Consider the following 18,919-nt stretch of genomic DNA (forward strand, 5'->3'; position numbering starts at 1 on the left):
TCCATCATCGAGTCGGCGCCCCGTCCTCAGGGAGCGCCTCAACGCCCCGAGGCCCAGATCATGACGACCCCGCCCCGCAAACCGCGCCGCAAGGCCGAACAACGCGCCGAGAGCCTGGAGCAGCTGCTCGATGCCGCCGAAGAGCTGTTCTCGCGGCACGGTTTCTACGGGGTGACGATCAAGGACATCGCTGACAAGGTCGGCGTCCACAAGTCTCTGATCCACTACTACTTCACCGACAAGCAGGACGTGTTCGACAAGGTCATGGCGCGACGCGCGCCGGTGACCAGCGGACGCCGGATGGAGGCCCTGGACTCCTATGAGACGGCCGCCGCCGGCAAGCCGACGGTCGAGGGCGCGCTGCGCGCCTTCCTTGACACCGACCTGGACACCTACTCCACCGGCGGCGACGGCTGGCGGCATTTCGGCGCCTTGAGCGCCCAGATCAACAACACCCCGGCCTGGGGCGCCGAGGTGATGGACCGCCTTTACGACCCTGTTGTCCTGCGTCTCATCGAACTGCTCAAGCAGGCCATGCCCGATGCGCTCGATGAGGACATCTTCTGGGGCTACCACTTCGTCACCGGCGCTCTGACGCTCAGCCTGGCGCGCACCGGCCGGATTGATCACCTGTCCGGCGGCAAATGCCGATCCGATGACTTCGAGGCGATCAAGGCCCGGATGGCGGCCTTCATGGCCCACGGCTTCATCGGGGTCTGCCGCGATCGCGCCGAGGAACGGCGAAAGCAGGCTCGCGAATGAGCCCCGCCGGCCTCCCGTTCGCATCGACGCCCGAAGCGCTCGGTTTCGATTCCGGGCGTCTCGCCCAGCTCGACCGCTACATGGCGGGCATGGTCGAGACCGGGATGGTCGCGGGAACCTCCACCCTGCTGATGCGCCACGGCCAGGTCGCGGCCTTCACCACGTTCGGCAAGGGGCGGCTGGACGACGAGGCGCCGCTGGGCCGGGACGCCATCTTCCGCATTTACTCCATGACCAAGCCCGTAACCGGCGTGGCCATGATGATCCTGTTCCAGGAGGGGCGCTGGACTTTAGACGACCCCGTCACGGACTACCTGCCCGAATTGAAGGGCCAAAAGGTCTTCGCCGGCGTCGCGGACGACGGAGCCCTGTTGACACAGGACGCCGTCCGCCCGCCGACGATGCGCGAACTGATGAGCCACACCGCCGGGTTCGGCTATGGCCTGTTCGACATGCACCCGGTCGAACGCGCCTACCGCCAGGCAGGGGTCATGACCGCCGACAGCCACGAGGACCTGCTGGCCAGCGCCGCCCGAATCCCGCTGATGTTCCAGCCGGGCACGGAGTGGTTCTACTCCATCGCCACCGACCTTCAGGCCCTGGTGGTGAAGCGGCTGTCGGGCATGAGTTTTGGCGAATTTCTGCGCGCCCGCATCTTCGAGCCGCTCGGCATGATCGACACCGGCTTCCACGTGCCTGCGGATCAGGTTCATCGGCTGGCGGAGATGTACCGCGACGACGGTGCCGGCAGGCTGAAAGTCGCCTCCGAGGCCTTCGACATGCCGATCAACGACTACACTCGCCCGCCCCGTTTCGAGGGCGGCGGCGGAGGTCTGGTGTCGACGGCCGTCGACTACGCCCGCTTCTGCCAGATGATCCTGAACCGCGGCGAATTGGACGGGGTTCGCATCCTGGATTGCGAGACCGTTGATCTGATGGCGACCAACGTCATCCCCGACGCAGTGCTCAAGACGACCAATCCCCTTCGCCTGCTTCCCTTCAATCCGGCGTTCGGCTTTGGCCTGGATCTGGCCATCGCGATCGATCCCCAGGCGCTCGGCATGGCCGAGGGCCGCGGCACGCTGAGTTGGGGCGGCGGCGGCGGGACCTGGTTCTGGATCGACCCGGCCAATGACCTGGTTTTCGTCGGCATGATCCAGCGCATGGCCGATCCCGTCAGCAACGAATTCCGCGCCCAGGCGCGGGCCCTGACCTACGCCGCCCTGACCCATCCCGAGAAATAGACGAGCAAAAGCTCGCTTCACCAAGGAAACGACATGAGTGCAACGATCGACCCCGTCCGCCCACCCGCCGCAGCCAGACCCTCCGTCGGCCGGCGCGCCTGGGTCGCGCTGGGAATGCTCTGGTTCATCTATGTTCTGAACTTCCTGGACCGGCAGTTGCTCTCCATCCTGGCCAAGCCTATTCAGGATTCGCTCCACATAACCGATGGACAGCTGGGCCTGCTGGGCGGCCTGTATTTCGCATTCTTCTACTGTTTCATCGCCATTCCAGTGGGATGGCTGGCCGACCGGACGAACCGCGTCGCCGTGGTGTCCATCGCCTGCGGAATCTGGAGCGCGGCGACCATTGCCTGCGGCCTGTCGCGCAATTTCGGCCAGTTGGCCGTGTCGCGCATGACCGTCGGCTTCGGCGAGGCGGGCGGCGTGCCGCCGTCCTACGCCATCATCACCGACTACTTCCCCCAGGGGCGCCGCGGCATGGCGCTGGGCCTGTTTAACCTGGGACCGCCCGTGGGCGCCGCCCTGGGCATCGCCTTCGGCGCCTCGGTCGCCGCCGCCTTCAGCTGGCGTGAGGCCTTCATCGCCATCGGCGTCCTTGGTCTGATCGTCGCCGCCCTGACCCCGCTTCTCGTCAAGGAGCCGAAGCGCGGCGGCCTGGATCAGGCTGCGGGTGCGCCGCCGCCCGCCAAGGCGCCCTTTTGGGGCACGGTGCGCATGTATTTCTCGAGCCCCGTGCTGGTTCTGGCGGCCCTGGGCAGCGGCGCGACTCAGGTAATCACCTACGGCCTCGGCAACTTCTCGGTTCTGTTCCTGATGCGTGAAAAGGGCATGACGCTGAATGACGTCGCCCTGTGGTACGCCCTGCTGGTGGCCGTGTGCATGGGCGGCGGCATCTTCGCGTCGGGGTGGTTGATCGACCGGTTCACGCGGCGGTCCAAGAAGGCCTATGCGCTTTTGCCGGCCATCTCGCTGACGCTCGCGATCCCCTTCTATATCGCCTTCGTCTGGGCTCCCTCCTGGCCGCTGGCGCTGGCGCTGCTCTGTGGACCGACCTTCCTCAACTATTTCTACCTGTCGTCCTCGGTCGCCCTCGTCCAGGAAGAGGTGAAGCCGAACCAAAGGGTCATGTCAGGCGCGCTCCTGCTTCTGGTCATGAACTTCATCGGGATGGGCCTGGGTCCGACCTATGTCGGGGCCGCCAGCGACTATTTCCACGCCGCCCATCCGGACAACTCGCTTCAGATCGCCCTCTACACCCTGACTCCCTTCTATGTTGTGGCGATCAGTCTGTTTCTGTGGCTGGCCAAACTGCTGGGCCGCGACACGTCAAGACAAGGAGCCGTCTGATGTTCCGCCAACGCGTTTCAACATGTGCGGCCCTCACCTTCCTCGCCTCCATCGCCGCCGGCTCTCCGGCCACCGCGCAGACGCGCCCCGTCGTGACAGCTCCGGCGGGCGCCGTGCGCGGCATGACAGAAGCCGATATCGCCAGTTTCAGGGGCATTCCGTATGCATCGCCTCCTGTCGGGGCTATGCGCTGGCGACCGCCCTCTCCAGCTCCCGCCTGGAGCGGTGTTCGCGACGCCACCCGATACGGCTCCGCCTGCATCCAGCCGACGCCCCGCGTCCAGTCGATCTATTCCGCCGATCTCGGCCCGACCAGCGAAGACTGCCTGACCCTGAACGTCTGGACGCCGTCTACGACCGGCAAGGCGCCGGTCATGGTCTGGATCCACGGCGGGGCGCTGGTGACCGGCTCCAGCAAAGAAGCTCTGTATGACGGCGCCCGTCTGGCCCGCGAAGGCGTCGTGGTGGTGTCAATCAACTACCGTCTCGGCGTCCTGGGCTGGCTGGCGCATCCGGAATTGAGCGCGGAGAGCCCCGCAAGCCTATCCGGCAACTACGGCCTGATGGATCAGATCGCTGCGCTCGAATGGGTGAAGCGGAACATCGCGAGCTTCGGCGGCGATCCGGACAATGTCGCCATCGCCGGCGAGTCGGCCGGCGGCCTGAGCGTCCTCTATCTGATGGCGTCGCCGCTTTCGCGGGGCCTGTTCGACCGGGCCATCGCCCAAAGCGCCTACATGATCTCCACGCCGGAACTGAAACAGCCGCGGCACGGGGCGCCGGCGGCGGAGGCGGCGGGCGCCGCCCTCGCCCGGACCCTTCAAGCGCCCAGCCTGCGCGCCCTGCGGGGGATGGACGCCCAGGATATTACCGACCGTGCCGCACTCGGCGGCTTCGCCACCTTCGGCGTCGTCGATGGCATGATTCTGCCGCGTCAGATCGTCGAGGTGTTCGACCGGAACGAGCAGGCCAAGGTCCCCGTCCTGGCGGGCTTCAACAGCGGCGAGATCCGATCCCTACGCATGCTAGCTCCCGCCGTTCCAGGCGCCGCCACCGACTATGAGCGCACGATCCGCGACCGGTACGGCGATCTGGCGGAAGAGTTCCTGCGTCTCTATCCCTCATCCGACATGGAGGAGAGCATCCTCGCCGCCAGTCGCGACGCCCTCTACGGCTGGACCTCCGAGCGGCTCGTCCGTTCACAGACGGCGGTCGGCCAACCGTCCTTCCTCTATCTGTTCGACCACGGCTATCCCGCAGCAGATGCTGCGGACCTGCGGGCGTTTCACGCCAGCGAACTGCCGTATATGTTCGGCTCACTGAAGCGCACGCCGCCGCGCTGGCCTACGATCCCTTCTACGTCTGAAGAAAGTCTCCTCAGTGACGCGATGGTCGGCTGTTGGGCCAGCTTCGTACGCGGCGAACCGCCCCGTTCTGAGGACGCCCCGGCTTGGCCGCCCTATGGAGATGACAAGGCCTACCTTCGGTTCAGCAACAGGTCGGCCGTGGAATTCGACCTATTCCCCGGCATGTTCGAACTTCACGAGGCGGCCGTAACGCGCCGCCGCAAGGCTGGCGACCAGCCATGGAACTGGAACACGGGGCTGGCTTCCCCCAACCTCCCCCCGTCCCCCTGAGGCGCCAGGACGAACATTTTGCTGATGATGTAGATGCGCCAAAGCTGGACGTTGGCTTTGCCCTTGAAAGCGGACAGTCAACTTCGTCGTTGCCATACGCAAAGTCAGGCGACGCCGAACCAGGGGCGGGCACGGGCCGAGAGAGCATCGGCGCACCGCCTCGTCCGGTTCGGGATGGCAATCCTCAGGCATGGCTGCCAAAGCCCAGTCATCACCCTGTCACCATAGTAGGGTCATGGGCTGTGTCCATGCGAAGCAGGGGGCGCAGCAATGAAGCTGCTGGGGAATCTGGTTGGGAAACTCAATCCACATTTCGCAGGATTAGCACTGACGGAATTCTGGGAGCGTTTCGCCCTAACGGGAGTGAAATCGATGCTCACGCTCCTGCTGATCAACCAGGTGATGCCTGTATCCGCTTCAGTGTCGGGCATGGCGTGGCTGCAAGGGCTGTTGAGCCCCGTCACGAGCAGGGATGGTTCCGAGGTGGCCTTGGCCTCGTATATTTACGGGGTCGCCAATGCGCTCGTTTATCTTTTCATCCCTCTAGGCGGCTTTGTCGGCGACCTGCTGATCGGGCGTCGGGCGGCTGTGTTGGCCGGCGGCGCAGGCATGGCGGCTGGACTTCTGCTGATGGCGTCCCTGCACGGCTTTCTGCCGGGCCTGCTGTTATTCGCGTCCGGGGCGGGCCTGTTGAAGAGCAATCTGTCGGCCCAGTTCGGCGGTCTTTTCAGTGAAGAAGCAAAACGCAGGCGCGCCTATTCCTACTACCTCGTCTTTCTAAACGCTGGGGCGATTTTCGGCCCTCTTGCCATGGGCGCCATCGCCCTGGCTTTCGGGTGGCGTCATGCGCTCGTTCTGGCGGCGGTCAGCGTTGTCGTGGGCGTCGCGACCTATAGCCTCCTGGTCAGGGTGTCTGCCGCAAAGGCGTCCGTGCCCCGGTCGGAACACACCCCGGGGGACAGACGGCCGTCAGGGCCTCGGGCTGTTGCGGGCCTTTGGCTCGTGCTGCTGTCCGGCTACCTCTGCTTCGCCGCCTACGGGCAAATCGGCAACATCGTTCTCGTCTGGGCCGAGGACAACGTCGACCTCGATTTCGGGTTCGGCGCTGTTCCGGTCGGATGGCTGCTCGCCCTGGACGGTCTGTTCACAATCCTGATCATTTTCATCGTGCAGGCGATTTCAGGGGTCCTGGCGCGCCGCGACGTGGTGATAGGGCCTCACGTCCAGATCGTACTGGGCTGCCTGGCCTGCGCTGCCGGATATCTCGTGCTGATCTTGGCGGACCGTGCCGGCGGTTCCTCGGTCTCGCTGATCTGGCTCCTAGCCTATCTGCTGCTGGTCGATCTGGCCGTCGTTCTTGTCTGGCCGTCGGGTCTAAGCCTCGCCACCGGCCTTGCCCCCAAAGGCCGGGCGGGAGGATGGGGCGGGCTATTCTACCTATACGGCTTCTTCGCCAGCCTGTGGGTCGGTTTCGCCGGGGGCTATTTTCAATCGCTGGACATGGCGTCCTTCTGGCTGATCCATGCGGGCGTCGCGCTGCTCGGCGCCGCCCTGGCGCTTGTCGCGGCCCTGCTGGCCAGCCCCCTCTCGTCCAGGGATCAGGCGATTACGACCTCGGCATGAGCAAAGGCTTGGGCGAAGACCTTGTCCAGGGGCTTTTCGGTAATCAGAATGTCGACGTCGTCCAGACCGGCGGTGTGCATCAGCGCATGACGTCCGAACTTGGACGAGTCCGCCCCCAACAGGACCTTCTGGGACGTCGCATAGGCGATCCGGCTCATTGTGGCTTCGCCCGGATGGAAATCCATCAGTCCGCGATCGGCGCTGATGGCGCCCACCGACAGGATGGCCAGATGCGGCGTAAAGCCCGAGACGTAGCTCTGGGCGTTTGAGTCCGAAAAGGCGCGGTATTCATAGTCCATCTCGCCGGCGGCGAGGAACAGACGGTTGTCGTTGATCCCTCCCAGTTCGGTCGCCACCTGAAGCGAGTTGGTGATCACCGTCAGCGAACGACGCTCGACCAGCTGGCGCGCGATATAGCAGGAGGTCGTTCCTGAATCGATGAACAGGATATCGCCGTCGCAAACGAATTCGACCGCCGCGCGCGCTATGCGCATCTTGGCGTCGGCGTTTTCCTCCATCCTCTCGTGGAGGGGGCCTTCCCGCGTCTGTGATGCGAGACGCGCGGCGCCGTGCTCCCGCGTGACGACCCCCTGTTCCTCCAGCACGCGCAGTTCACGACGGATGGTCTCGTCGGAGACGTTGAGTTCCTGGGCCAGTCCGATCACCGACCAGGTCGTTCCGCCCCGCAGCATCGCCACGATGTCGCGTTGGCGGGCCGATCGTTTCAACATGATGTCCTTTTCCCTCGGCCGACGGGTCGCTCTGGCCCCGTGACGCCATAGCGACCGCTGGACCAATACCCGACGCCTGATCGGTCTAGCCTAAGCCGGCCTGTGTTTGAAATCGGATGATTGCGCGAGGTTCGGGAGACGGAGCGGCGCTGGCCGCCCCGTCCCCGACCGCGGATCAGAAGCCGACGCGGAACTGCAGTCGGACGTATCGCGGCGTCTGATAGGCTTCCGGCCGTCGGTAGTTCGAGTTCGGCTGATCATTGCTGAGTTGGCCGGCTTCGTTATAGGCCGTGACCGCCTTGTTGTTGAACAGGTTGAAGACGTCCAGACGCACAGAGGCGTCGAGCCCCTTCATCGGCACGCGCGCCACGGCGCTGGCGTCGAACTGGTAGACCCAGTCGCCCTTGAAGGCCGTGCCGCGTGGGACCAGTTCGCCGTTACAGTAGTAGCTGTAGCCATGATAGCCGTGGGCATAGGGATCGACTTCGGTCGGCACGGTCCCGATACAGCTATAGCTACGCTCCGACTGCACCGTCATGTTGGCGCCGAGATCCAGAAAATCGAGCGGACGGTAGCTGCCGTAGGCTTTGAAGGTGTGGCGTCGGTCGTTGGGCAGATAGCCGTAGGCGCCGTTCTGGAAGCCGGGCGAGTCGAAGTCGGAAACCCGGTTGACGGCCAGCTGGCCGTTCTCGGATCGGACGCCGCCCTCATAATTCCCCTTGTCCATCGCCCAGGTATAGGTGCTGGACACGCCCCACACGCCGTCGAACTCCCGATCAAAGGTCAGGGTCACGGCGTTGTATTTGCGGATCGGCTTTTCATAGAGCAGGTCCGCCGCCTTCAGGGTCACGGTCGGGGTCGATCCATCGGGCAGCGGGTTGATCTTGGTGGTGACGTCGCGTCCCGGATTGGCGATCACCCAGTTGCTGCCGCCCGGATAGGCGGCGGTGCAGGCGGCTTCAGAAAAGCCCTGGGTGATGCAGTAGGCGCGGGCGCCGAAGTCGACGGTGAGGTCTTCGATCACATCGTCCAGCTTGCGATGCGTGAAATAGGCCCCGGCGCGGATCCGGTTCGAGAAGCGGTGCTCCATGCCGACAATGAACTCGCGTGACGACTGCGGGCTCAGATTGTGGGCGATGGCGCCGGACGGATCGGCGGGCGATCCGTCAGCCTGGACTTCACAGTTGGCGGTTCCCGTGTCGGGACAGGCCGAGAAGCCGCTGGCGCCCAGAATGGGCGCGCCCGCCAGGGGCGTATTCTTGGTCGAATCGAGACCGTTGAGCAGGTTGTAGCGCGTATAGGTAATCCGCCCGCCCATCACGTTCAGGTTGATATCGCCGGCGAGAGGCAGGAAATATTCGCCGTAATAGCCATAGACCTTGGTGAGTCCGTCGCCTCGGAGGTCGTAGGAGGCGCCCAGTCGAGGGGCCCACTGGTCGCCCGATTCATAATAGGATTCGCCGTTGACCCCCTGGTTCGAGAACCGGTCGTTGCGAACCCCGAGTTGAAGCTTCAGCCGGTCATCGAGAAGCGCCCAGTCGTCCTGGATATAGAAGGCGTCGTTCTTGACCGTGCTGACGCCGTTGTTGCTGTAAACCCGCGTCGTGTAATATTCGGTTCCCGGGGCAATGCCCAGACGCGCGGCGTCGCTCGCCCCCGCCTTCCATATTTTGTAGAAACCCTCGCCCATCGTCTGGTGGATCTGTTCCGACGTATCGGTTTCATGATCGTAGCCCAAGCGGACATGATGGGCGCCGGCCAGTTCGAAGTTCAGATCGACGTCGCCGCGGAAGAACTCGCGATCATCGTCCGTGTAGCCAAAGGCGTCAGTGACCTTGTTGAGGCCGATATCTACGCCGGCGTCCGAGGTGCGATAATCGATCACCCGTTCATTGGTGATATCCAGCGGCAAGGTGCCGTCCCGCAGCTTGTTCACCCCATAGGCGGCGGAAACGGTGAGCCAGGGCGTCAGGGCGCCGGTGTAACGCGCGACATAATTCTCGCCGCCGCCCCGTCCGTTCACGCCCCCCGTCTCGGCGCCCGCCGCACCCGTCGCACGATCATATTCCAGATCGCGGGTGCGGGTCTCGTTGGTGGTGTCGAAATAGGTGAACTCGAGATGGTGGTCGTCGGTTATGTAGCCGTCGAGCTTCACGCCCCAGAACGGACTGTTGTGTTCCACGCGCGTGGCGTTGTCCTGGTTCGCATCCGGCGTGAAGGACTCGAACTTGCGGTCGGTATAGAGGCCGTAGATGAACAGGCGGTCGCGGATGATCGGCCCGCTGGCCTGGAAGATGGTCTCGCGACGCGACTGCTCCACCCCCTCGTAGTCGCGTTTGTAGGTCGCCGGCGAGGTCGACCGCAAACTGTCCGGCTCCCATGTATTCAGAACGCTGGCGTGAAACTCGTTGGAGCCTGATTTGGTCACGGTGTTGACCACGCCGCCGGTCGCCCGACCGAATTCCGCCGCCATGCCGCCGGTCTTCACCTCAACGGACTGGTAGAAGTCATACGGCACCTCGACGGGGGCCAGACCCATGCGGAAGTTGGTGATGTTCAGGCCGTTCACATAATAGGCGTTCTCAATGAAGGAGGCGCCGCTGATCGCGACCTGGTCGGCGAAGCCAGCATTCGAACCGGAGGAGCCGCGCACCGTGCCCGGCGCCATCAGGATGACGTCCTGCAGCGATCGGGCGATCGGCACGCGCTGGTCGATTTCGCCCAGATTGATGATGGCCCCGGTGGTGGCGTCCTCGAAAGCCACAACCCTTTTGCGCGAGCCCAGGACGACGATCTCATCCACCGTCTCTGCCGAACCCGCAGACGACACGAGTGTGAACGTGTTCGCCGCGCCCGCTCCACGGACCAGGGAGACGCCGGTTTCCCGATAGGGAGCGTAACCTTCGGCCGTGATGGTGAAATCATAGGATCCCGGCGCCAACTGCGGGATCACATAGGCGCCGCTCTCCGTGGCGACCGCAGACCGCGTCACCCCGCGATCGCTGGATGTGACACTCACAGTCGCGCCCGGGATCGGTCGACCCGCTGGATCCGTCACCCGCCCTGTCGCGGCGACATTGGTATAGTCCTGGGCCTGCACGGCCGGAGCCATGACAGCCATGACGGGAAATACGGTCCCCAGCATAAGCGCGGCGCGCAGAGCGGAGGCATGACGGGCAGTTCGTCGCATGCGATTCATCGGTAGTCCCCAGATTGAATGACTTCTCTGGACGGCGTCGACGCGGACATATGGCGACCGCTCCCCTAGCCCCTCCAGGACGCATCGGGTGATACCGGGGCAATGTTGGCGTTTTGTGACTTATGGGCATTTTTTCAAAACAAACCCCACACAATCGCCAAAAGGCCTTCTAGGCCATCAAGCTCACAGGAATGAGCCTCGGCCGTCACAAAACCGCAAGGAACCGCTGAAATACTGCGACCGGCGGACTTCAAGCGACGGGGCATGTGTTCGTCGCCACCCCACAAGCGCTACCAGATCTGTTTGTTTGATGTTGATTTAATGCCCGAAGCGCCTGCAGCGCGGCGGGTGGAAACGGAAGAGACCATGGGTTTCCCGACCAGAAATTGGAGCGGCTTGTTGAGCTGCGCCGCGATCGTTGTCGGCGCGAGCCAGGCTTCAGCGGCGGAGACCGACCCGTATTTCGCGACGATCGAGGTCGTCAGGGGGCAGGCTCCGTCGCCGGACCACGTCGTCGGCGTGGTGTTCAACGATTTTGACCGCGACGGACGCCTGGACGACGCCGAAGACGGACTTGCGGGCGTGAAGGTCTCGAACGGCCGCGATGTGGCGATCACCGGGCCGGACGGCCGGTACCAGCTCCCGGCCCGCGCCGACATGAGCGTCTTCGTGATCCAGCCCAGGGGGTGGCGAACGCCCACGGACAGGAATTTCATTCCCCAGTTCGCCTATGAGCACAAGCCGGCCGGTTCGCCCAAGCCGTTGCGCTACGGCGGCCTAGCGCCGACCGGGCCGCTGCCCGCAGCCGTCAATTTCCCTCTGGCCCCCAGTGCAACGGGAGACGATTTCGTCTGCGCCATCATTGGCGACATTCAGGCCACGACCAATCAGGAGGTCGGCTATGCGCGCGACACCCTTGTGCGCGAACTGAAAGACCGACCGGACCGTCCCGCCTGCCTGTTCATGCTGGGCGATGTCGTCGGCGACGACCTGGGCCTGATCCCGCGCCTTGCCGACGTGCTGGGCGATGCGGGCGTTCCCCAATGGTGGGTGCAGGGCAACCACGACTACGATTCCGACGCCGACCGGGACGCCGACAGTTCGGACACCTGGCGCCGCGACTATGGCCCGACCACCTACGCCTTTGAAATCGGGGAGGTCCTGTTCATCGGGCTCGACAATGTCGTCTATCCCTGCGGTCGGGTCGACTACGAGCGGTTCGGGCGCGACTTCTGCGGCGTGGATCCGCGCAAGACCTATAACGGGCGATTTACCGACGATCAGATGAGTTTCATGGCCAATCTGCTGAAGGCGACCGATCCGAAAAGGCTGATCGTGATCGGTCACCACATCCCGCTTGTCGGCTATGACAACCGCGAGCAATGGCAGCATCAGACCGACAATGCGGCCGAACTGTATCAGATGCTGAAGGGCCGCAAGGTTCTGGACCTGTCCGGGCACAGCCACACGCTGGAAAACCTCGCGCCAGGCGACTCCTTCGAGGGCTGGAAACAGTCCGTCGGCGTGGACGCGATTCCCTTCCGCCACGTGGTCGCCGGCGCGGTCGCCGGAGATTGGTGGGGCGGCGATTTCGACATCGGCGGAACGCCGATGAGCCTGCAGGGCGATGGATCACCGCGCGGCTATATCGACATGCGCATCAGCGGCGGCGACTACACCCTCGACTATCTCGCCTCGGGTCAGCCGACCGAAAAGGCGATGTGGCTGTCCATGAGCACGCCGGCCTTCCGCGACTGGGCGCGGGTGCTGCTGGCCTGGCGCGACTCCCCGGAACAAAAACGCGGCGATGCGCCGCCACTAAGCATTCAGGACTTGCCCGACGTGCGATTGCTGACGCCGCAGGAGATCGAGGCGGGCGTCTGGCTCACCGCCAATATCTGGATGGGCGACAGCGACACCGATGCGACGGTGTCGATCGACGGCGGCGCGCCTCAACGGATGGAACGCACCCAACAGGCCCGGGGCGAGCCGGCCTACGCCGGCCCGGATTACGCCGATCCTTTCGCCCTACAACGCCAACTGACCGTCGCCAGGACGGCCATCGAAAGCGCTTCAGGCGAACCGTTGAACCAGGGCTATATTCAGGGGCGCCAGGGCTTCGTCTCCCCAGCCCCGCCGCGCCCTAAGGGCTCGGCGGCCGATCACAGTTCGCATCTGTGGCGCTTCCCTATTCCGACGGGATTGGCCGAAGGAACCCACTCTGTACAGGTTCAGGCTGTCCGTCCGCAGGGATCTCCAGCCACTGAGACTCTCGTTTTCGAAGTTCGTTCCGAGCGGCCTCAACCCACATTCCGCTTTGATACTTGGACTGCTTTCGAGGATGGCCTCCGCGTGCCGGAAGACTGACTTCATGAATACGCAAAGCGCCATGGGGCCAGAAAACACGGCCGCGAGAGCGATCTGCTGCGTCAGTTGTCCGACACGGTCCCGCGGCGGCGCATGTCCGACGGGTTGGTCGGCGGCGAGGGCTTCGCCGTGGACGCCAGCCTGATCAAGGCCGAGACGAACCGGGGGCGCAGGTTCGTAGTCTGGCGATGAGGCACGATAATTCAATTACTTACGAAGGATCGCCTGTAACAGCGGGCAGCATGCTGCCTCTGCAGATCAGCAAAGTTACAGATCGCCGGGATGCCTCATTGGCCTTGTTAGCCGCCCCTCCTAGCGATCGTCGATGCGAGGGACGGACTAACGCAGCGGCTGACAGCTTCAGAGGACGGTAGCCTCGCGATTGCGACTCGCAGGGTGCGAGCCACGCTACTACGTCAGTCCCAGCTCGCCACACTCCGCGTTCTCGTCTGCCGTCTGGGCCCGTCTATCAAGGTTGCCCTCCATGGAGGCGCGAGACGCCCGTACGACTAGGTCGACGGACGATCCCGCTCGGCGCGCATACCAACGCCAGGCGGTGCGGACAATGTCGTCCAGCGTCCGGGTTGGGGCCAGCCGAGCACCCGCCCCGCGGGCGACCAGAACCGAGTCGTTCATCGAATCCCCCAGATGTTGAGTTCACTCATGGGCATGTACTGCTCATCGACACACGAACCTGCCATGAGTGCCCCTAGCCGAACCTCAGTGCCGCCAGGCCTTCAAAACCAAGCCTTTCAGAAGTCGCCCGCAACTGCGTCCAGGCCGCCATGATATGGTAGAAGGAGCTGGCGGGGGCAGGCTCGTCGATGAATTGCCCATTCTCCAGCAGCTTGTCTCGCCACAGGCCGTCGTCCGTCAGGTAACGCCACACGGCCCGTTGCGCCAGGGCGGCCTGTTCGAGCAATCCCGCCCGCTCGCCGTCATCGGAAAGTTCCGCCAGTATCAGAGAAGCTTTCATCCATTCCGTCTGCGGCCACAGGCGGGCGCGACGGCTTAGGACGGCGCCGTCTTGGTCCATGGCGTCGACGGCGACCTGACGACGCGGCCCAACGCCGCGTAGGCCGAATGCGTAGAGTTTGCGGGCGACTTCGATGGCCGACGCATCGCCACGCGCGCGGCCGTATCGGGCTAGCAGCCAGGCCCATTCGAACTGATGGCCCGGCTCGACCAGCCGGCCATCATCGCCCGCAGCCGGCGACCAGTCTTCGGCGAAGAACTCGCGCAGGAAGCCGCCCTCGGCGTCGATGAAGTGCTGACGCGCCAAGGTGACGATCCGGTCGCTGAGCGCGCTCCAGCCCGCGTCTTTGCTGACAGCCTCCCAGGCCAAGGCCGCTTCAAGCAGGTGCATATGGCAGTTGGACTGGAACGGATAGGCGCCGTTCTCGACCAGCCCGCCTGTCGGCGGCGCGTCGGCCAGAAGGCGGTCTCGCACCGCCGTCGCCCGCGCCTCATGTCCGTCTTCCAGACCCGCCTGTATGGCAGCGGCGAGCGCGAAAAGGTGGAACGCCTGATCATACAGCATCGGCGTCTCGTCGAGCGGCGACCCATCAGCGGCCAGCACGGTCCGCATCAATCCGTCAGGACGGAGATAGGCCGCCTCGATCCGCGCCAGACCGCTTTGCACGACTTCGCGCCAAGGCCCGCGCCAGCCCATCCTTCCGGCATCGGCGAACACCTGAACCTGCCGCGCCTGAACACGGGCGCGCCTTTGGCTTTCGACCTGCCGCCCGTCGAGGCCAAGCAGTTCCGCGAAGGCACCATCGGAAGCCTGCCCCAGCGAACTCCAGATCGGCAAGGCTCGCATGTTCAGCCACCGGGTGAACCGCGCGCCGCCGTCCAACAAGGATTCCGGCGCAGTTCGGGCAAAGTCGAGGTGCTGCGGCGACGAGAGCTTCAGCCGCTCGACCACCTTCTTCACCTCCTGGCTACGGCTCAAATCGCACACCAGCACGGCGTCGCGTTCGGCTATGATGGCCAGGTTGCGCACCCCGATGGCCGCGACCACCATGCCTTCCGGCGCTCGGGCCATACAGCCGTCGGCGTCCTCGAAGACAAAGCTGCCTAGGTCGCCTTCCCCTGTCGCGGCAACAGCGTCCCACGCGCCAAGATCAGACCATTCGAAATCCACGGCGAGAACCGACGCGCGTTCGGTCTTCTCCATCACCGCATAGTCGATAGAGATCTTAGGTGCGCTGCGGAACGCGGCACCGAGGACCGCGATGTCGCCGTCATCTTCATCCGGTAGGGCCTCGCGTGCGGCCGCCTCCACCGCGGGAGCCGCAGCCCGAAGCTCACTCAACAGAGTGGCGGCCGAAACGATGAAGTTGCCGCTGTTCCACAGATAGCCGTCGGCGATGTAGCGTTCGGCGGTCTCCTTGTCGGGCTTTTCGACAAAGGCCTTGACAGTGGACAGGCCTTCGCCCGCTGCTGCTATATAGCCGTAAGCAGACGATGGTTCTGTCGGCGCGACCCCCAGAGTCACGATTAAGCCGTCCTGCGCCGCCTGAGCCGCCCGCTCAGCGGCGCGGCGGAAGGCTTGATAGTCAGGGATGTGGTGATCCGATGCGACGAAGACGTTGACGCCATTTGAGTCGCGCCGCGCAGTCCAAGCCGCCGCGACGGCCATGGCAGCGGCCGAATCTCGTGCTTCCGGCTCCAGTAGGATCTGGGCGGTTACGCCCAGTTCGGCCAGTTGCGCGAGGATGGCCTCGCGGTGCGCCACGCCCCCGACGACGATCAGACGTCCGCCTGTTTCCGCAAGGGGCGCCACCCGGAGCACTGTTTCCTGAAACAGCGACCGGTTGCCCGACAGCGGAATGAACTGCTTAGGCCGCGAAGGGCGTGACGCCGGCCAAAGCCGGGTACCGGCGCCGCCGCACATGATCACCGGATAAAGATTCATCGTTCCCCCAAGGCATTCCGCAGGCACAGGCCGTCTTCAGCTCAACCACGCCAAGATGACGAGACGTCAATCGCCGCCATCAGATTTCCTGATTGAAGGCGCCGATTTCGGAATAGGCGGCCAGGCGCGGCTTGATCTCCTTGCGGAACAGGTCGCGCATGTCGTCCTCGGAGCGCATGCTCTCGACCACCACCACCAGTTCGGGCTTGTTCGACGAGGCGCGGACCAGGACCCAGGACCCGTCTTCCAGGTGCACCCGCACGCCGTTGACGGTGATGGCCTCGAGGATCTTGCGGCCCAAAATCTCGCCGCCGGCCTCGGCCAGGTCGGAGTATTCCTTCACGATCCGCTCCAGCACGCCATACTTCAGCTCGTCGTCGCAGTGGGGCGACATGGTCAGGCTGGTCCAGGCGTCCGGCAGGGCGGCTTTCAGCTCACTGAGTTTCTTGCCCGGATTACGGTCCAGCATGGCCAGAACCGCGCCGGCCGCGACCAGGCCGTCGTCGTAGCCATGACCCAGGTCCCCGGCCATAAAGAAGTGGCCCGACTTCTCGAACCCGGCCAGGGCGCCCAGTTCGGCGGTCTTGCGCTTGATGTAGGAGTGACCGGTCTTCCAATAGACCACCTCGGCGCCATTGGCCTTGAGGATCTCGTCGGTCTTGTAGAGGCCGGTCGATTTCACATCGACCACGAAGGTGCTGTCCGGATAGACCTTGGACAGGTCGCGGGCCAGCATCAGGCCGATCTTGTCGGCGAAGATCTCCTCGCCCGTATCGTCCACCACCCCGCAACGGTCGCCGTCGCCGTCGAAGCCCAGGGCCAGGTCGGCGCCCGTCTCGTGCACCCGCTGGGCCATCTGCACCAGCATGGCGTGATCTTCCGGGTTCGGATTGTACTTCGGGAAGGTATAGTCGAGGTCGGTGTCCATCTCGATCACCTCGACGCCCATCCGGCGCAGGGCGTCCGGGGCGAAGGCGCCGGCCGTGCCGTTGCCGCAGGCGCAGACCACCTTCAGCGGGCGCTTGATCTGCACCTTGGAGGCGACGTCGGCCACATAGGTCTCGCGGAAGTCCTCGACACGGACCAGTTTCCCGCCCGGCCGGGCCACGCCCTCGCCGTTCAGCACGATCTGTTTCAGCCGGCCCATCTCTTCAGGGCCAAAGGTCAGGGGCTTGTTCGCCCCCATCTTCACCCCGGTCCAGCCGTTCTCGTTGTGGCTGGCCGTGACCATGGCGACGCAAGGCGCATCCAGCTCGAACTGACCGAAATAGGCCATGGGCGACAGGGCCAAACCAACGTCCAGCACCTCCATCCCGCCTTCCAGCAAGCCCAGGATCAGGGCCTGTTTGACGCTGAGGCTGTAGCCGCGAAAATCATGGCCGGTGACGATTTTGGGCGCCACGCCGATCTCGTGGACATAGGTCGCCAGGCCCAGACCAAGGGCCTGGATGCCGAGGAGATTGATCTCCTTCTCAAGGATCCACCGCGCGTCGTATTCTCGGAACCCTGTCGGCTTTACCAAGGCCTGCGTCTCATAGGCCGCCGTATTCGGCTTCAGGTCTTGGCGGGGTTTGAGCATTCGATGTTCCTTAGAGGCGTAATCGCCTCGACAAGATTGATGACCCGCCGCCACTAAGGCGAAGCTAGAAAGACATTGATATGTTGCAGCGCAATATGCAATGTCCAACCCAACGTTGGAGAGGTCTCGAATGCGCGTCGCTATGATCGGAACGGGTTACGTCGGCCTGGTTTCGGGGGCCTGTTTTGCCGATTTCGGGCATGTCGTGACCTGCATCGACAAGGATCCCTCGAAGATCGAACGGCTGGAGAAGGGTGAAATCCCCATATTCGAGCCCGGCCTGGACGACCTGGTCGCGACCAACGTCAAGGAAGGCCGGTTGTTCTTCACGCTTGAGGGCGCTGAAGCCATCCGCAACGCCGACGCTGTCTTCATCGCTGTCGGCACGCCCACGCGTCGCGGCGACGGGCATGCCGACCTGAGCTACGTCTATGCTGCCGCCGAGGAGATCGCCGGCCTCATCGAAGGCTTCACCGTGGTGGTGACCAAGTCTACCGTGCCCGTCGGCACCGGCGACGAGGTCGAGGCCATCATTCGCAAGGCCAATCCTAACGCCGACTTCGCCGTCGTCTCGAACCCTGAGTTCCTGCGCGAAGGCGCCGCCATCGGCGACTTCAAACGCCCCGACCGGGTCGTGATCGGCGTCAACGACATCGACGGCGACATTGGCGCGCGCGCCAAAGACGTGATGAGCGAACTCTATCGCCCGCTGAACCTGAACGAGAGCCCGCTTCAGTTCGTTGGCCGCCGCACCTCGGAACTGATCAAATACGCCGCCAACGCCTTCCTCGCGATGAAGATCACCTTCATCAACGAAATGGCCGACCTCTGCGAAGCCGTCGGCGCCGACGTGCAGCAGGTGGCGCGCGGCATCGGCTTGGACAAGCGCATCGGGTCGAAGTTCCTGCACGCTGGCCCTGGCTACGGCGGCTCTTGCTTCCCTAAAGACACCATCGCCCTGGTCCGCACTGCCCAGCAGTATGGGGCTCCGGTCAAGCTGATCGAGACCACGGTCGAGGTCAACGACGCCCGCAAGAAGGCCATGGCCGGCCGGGTCGAGACAACCTTGGGCGAGAGCATCTCCGGCAAGACGGTCGCGCTTCTGGGTCTGACCTTCAAGCCCAACACCGACGACATGCGCGACGCCCCCTCGCTGGACATCGCCCCGGCCCTGATCGCCGCCGGCGCCAAGGTTCAGGCCTTCGACCCCGAAGGCATGCACGAGGCCGGAAAGCTCCTGCCGGGCGTCGAGATGAAGGCCAACGCCTATGACGCCGTGGAAGGCGCTGACGCTGTGGTCATCATTACCGAATGGGACCAGTTCCGGGCGTTGGACCTAGATCGCATCAAGGATCTGATGAGACAGCCGGTGCTGGTGGATCTGCGGAACGTCTATCGCTCCGAAGATATGATCAAGCGCGGGTTCAAATACTCCGGCATCGGACGAGGATGATGCCTCTGAGCGAAACTGGCCCCCATGTGGACGAATCCCAATCGTTGGCAAGACGAC

At 64.2% G+C, this 18,919-nt stretch carries 12 protein-coding genes and 1 pseudogene; 8 read left to right on the forward strand and 5 right to left on the reverse strand.

The genetic code is table 11. The features are described from left to right. Nucleotides 1-60: 60 nt before the first annotated feature. The 5 genes from ACW170_RS03390 to ACW170_RS03410 all read left to right on the forward strand — a co-directional run bounded on the left by ACW170_RS03390 (nucleotide 61) and on the right by ACW170_RS03410 (nucleotide 6,613). On the forward strand, nucleotides 61-762 hold the full coding sequence (locus tag ACW170_RS03390) for a TetR/AcrR family transcriptional regulator (RefSeq protein WP_292148599.1): 702 nt from the start codon (nucleotides 61-63) through the stop codon (nucleotides 760-762). Next, complete coding sequence (locus ACW170_RS03395) at nucleotides 759-2,006, forward strand: serine hydrolase domain-containing protein (RefSeq protein ID WP_492088287.1); 1,248 nt, start codon at nucleotides 759-761, stop codon at nucleotides 2,004-2,006. Before ACW170_RS03390 ends, ACW170_RS03395 begins: the two co-directional genes overlap by 4 nt. Before the next feature lie 33 nt (nucleotides 2,007-2,039). Further along, on the forward strand, nucleotides 2,040-3,353 hold the full coding sequence (locus tag ACW170_RS03400; protein ID WP_492088288.1) for a spinster family MFS transporter: 1,314 nt from the start codon (nucleotides 2,040-2,042) through the stop codon (nucleotides 3,351-3,353). Next, nucleotides 3,353-4,990: a carboxylesterase/lipase family protein gene (locus ACW170_RS03405; RefSeq protein ID WP_492088289.1), complete on the forward strand. Its 1,638-nt coding sequence runs from the start codon at nucleotides 3,353-3,355 to the stop codon at nucleotides 4,988-4,990. The genes ACW170_RS03400 and ACW170_RS03405 overlap by 1 nt, the downstream gene beginning before the upstream one ends. A gap of 270 nt (nucleotides 4,991-5,260) precedes the next feature. Next, nucleotides 5,261-6,613 carry an MFS transporter gene (locus tag ACW170_RS03410; RefSeq protein WP_492088290.1) on the forward strand — a complete coding sequence of 451 codons (1,353 nt, stop codon included), beginning with the start codon at nucleotides 5,261-5,263 and terminating at the stop codon, nucleotides 6,611-6,613. On the opposite strand, the gene ACW170_RS03415 is transcribed toward ACW170_RS03410, so the two are convergent. Next, the gene (locus ACW170_RS03415; protein ID WP_492043005.1) at nucleotides 6,589-7,344 is read right to left on the reverse strand and encodes a DeoR/GlpR family DNA-binding transcription regulator; all 756 of its coding nucleotides are present in this window, start codon (nucleotides 7,342-7,344) and stop codon (nucleotides 6,589-6,591) included. The two genes, ACW170_RS03410 and ACW170_RS03415, sit on opposite strands and share 25 nt — an antisense overlap. Before the next feature lie 175 nt (nucleotides 7,345-7,519). Further along, nucleotides 7,520-10,465 carry a TonB-dependent receptor gene (locus ACW170_RS03420; RefSeq protein ID WP_492088291.1) on the reverse strand — a complete coding sequence of 982 codons (2,946 nt, stop codon included), beginning with the start codon at nucleotides 10,463-10,465 and terminating at the stop codon, nucleotides 7,520-7,522. A gap of 477 nt (nucleotides 10,466-10,942) precedes the next feature. Between ACW170_RS03420 and ACW170_RS03425 the strand changes: the two genes are divergently transcribed. Next, nucleotides 10,943-12,910, forward strand: coding sequence for a calcineurin-like phosphoesterase C-terminal domain-containing protein (locus ACW170_RS03425; RefSeq protein WP_492088292.1), 1,968 nt, complete (start codon nucleotides 10,943-10,945; stop codon nucleotides 12,908-12,910). A 33-nt stretch (nucleotides 12,911-12,943) separates the two neighbouring features. Continuing rightward, nucleotides 12,944-13,081 (forward strand): annotated as a pseudogene (locus tag ACW170_RS03430) (IS5/IS1182 family transposase); the annotation flags it as partial. A gap of 240 nt (nucleotides 13,082-13,321) precedes the next feature. Here ACW170_RS03430 and ACW170_RS03435 read toward each other — a convergent pair. The 3 genes from ACW170_RS03435 to ACW170_RS03445 form a co-directional block, all read right to left on the reverse strand. Beyond that, nucleotides 13,322-13,546 (reverse strand): hypothetical protein, encoded by a 225-nt coding sequence (locus tag ACW170_RS03435; RefSeq protein ID WP_492088293.1) that lies wholly within the window; start codon nucleotides 13,544-13,546, stop codon nucleotides 13,322-13,324. 73 nt (nucleotides 13,547-13,619) lie between these two features. Then, nucleotides 13,620-15,830, reverse strand: coding sequence for an AGE family epimerase/isomerase (locus ACW170_RS03440; protein WP_492088294.1), 2,211 nt, complete (start codon nucleotides 15,828-15,830; stop codon nucleotides 13,620-13,622). 79 nt (nucleotides 15,831-15,909) lie between these two features. Beyond that, nucleotides 15,910-17,409 carry a phosphomannomutase/phosphoglucomutase gene (locus ACW170_RS03445; RefSeq protein ID WP_492088295.1) on the reverse strand — a complete coding sequence of 500 codons (1,500 nt, stop codon included), beginning with the start codon at nucleotides 17,407-17,409 and terminating at the stop codon, nucleotides 15,910-15,912. A gap of 130 nt (nucleotides 17,410-17,539) precedes the next feature. Here ACW170_RS03445 and ACW170_RS03450 point away from each other — a divergent pair, with 130 nt between their 5' ends. Next, nucleotides 17,540-18,862, forward strand: a complete 1,323-nt coding sequence (locus ACW170_RS03450; RefSeq protein WP_492088296.1) for a UDP-glucose dehydrogenase family protein — start codon at nucleotides 17,540-17,542, stop codon at nucleotides 18,860-18,862. The last annotated feature ends 57 nt before the right edge of the window (nucleotides 18,863-18,919 follow it).

This window comes from Brevundimonas sp. FV2ps16 (assembly GCF_058681075.1).

Bases quoted from the DNA above. Each gene is read 5' to 3' on its own strand.
- ACW170_RS03390 (WP_292148599.1), top strand. From the start codon at position 61: ATGACGACCCCGCCCCGCAAACCGCGCCGCAAGGCCGAACAACGCGCC.
- ACW170_RS03395 (WP_492088287.1), top strand. From the start codon at position 759: ATGAGCCCCGCCGGCCTCCCGTTCGCATCGACGCCCGAAGCGCTCGGT.
- ACW170_RS03400 (WP_492088288.1), top strand. From the start codon at position 2,040: ATGAGTGCAACGATCGACCCCGTCCGCCCACCCGCCGCAGCCAGACCC.
- ACW170_RS03405 (WP_492088289.1), top strand. From the start codon at position 3,353: ATGTTCCGCCAACGCGTTTCAACATGTGCGGCCCTCACCTTCCTCGCC.
- ACW170_RS03410 (WP_492088290.1), top strand. From the start codon at position 5,261: ATGAAGCTGCTGGGGAATCTGGTTGGGAAACTCAATCCACATTTCGCA.
- ACW170_RS03415 (WP_492043005.1), bottom strand. From the start codon at position 7,344: ATGTTGAAACGATCGGCCCGCCAACGCGACATCGTGGCGATGCTGCGG.
- ACW170_RS03420 (WP_492088291.1), bottom strand. From the start codon at position 10,465: ATGGCTGTCATGGCTCCGGCCGTGCAGGCCCAGGACTATACCAATGTC.
- ACW170_RS03435 (WP_492088293.1), bottom strand. From the start codon at position 13,546: ATGAACGACTCGGTTCTGGTCGCCCGCGGGGCGGGTGCTCGGCTGGCC.
- ACW170_RS03440 (WP_492088294.1), bottom strand. From the start codon at position 15,830: ATGAATCTTTATCCGGTGATCATGTGCGGCGGCGCCGGTACCCGGCTT.
- ACW170_RS03445 (WP_492088295.1), bottom strand. From the start codon at position 17,409: ATGCTCAAACCCCGCCAAGACCTGAAGCCGAATACGGCGGCCTATGAG.
- ACW170_RS03450 (WP_492088296.1), top strand. From the start codon at position 17,540: ATGCGCGTCGCTATGATCGGAACGGGTTACGTCGGCCTGGTTTCGGGG.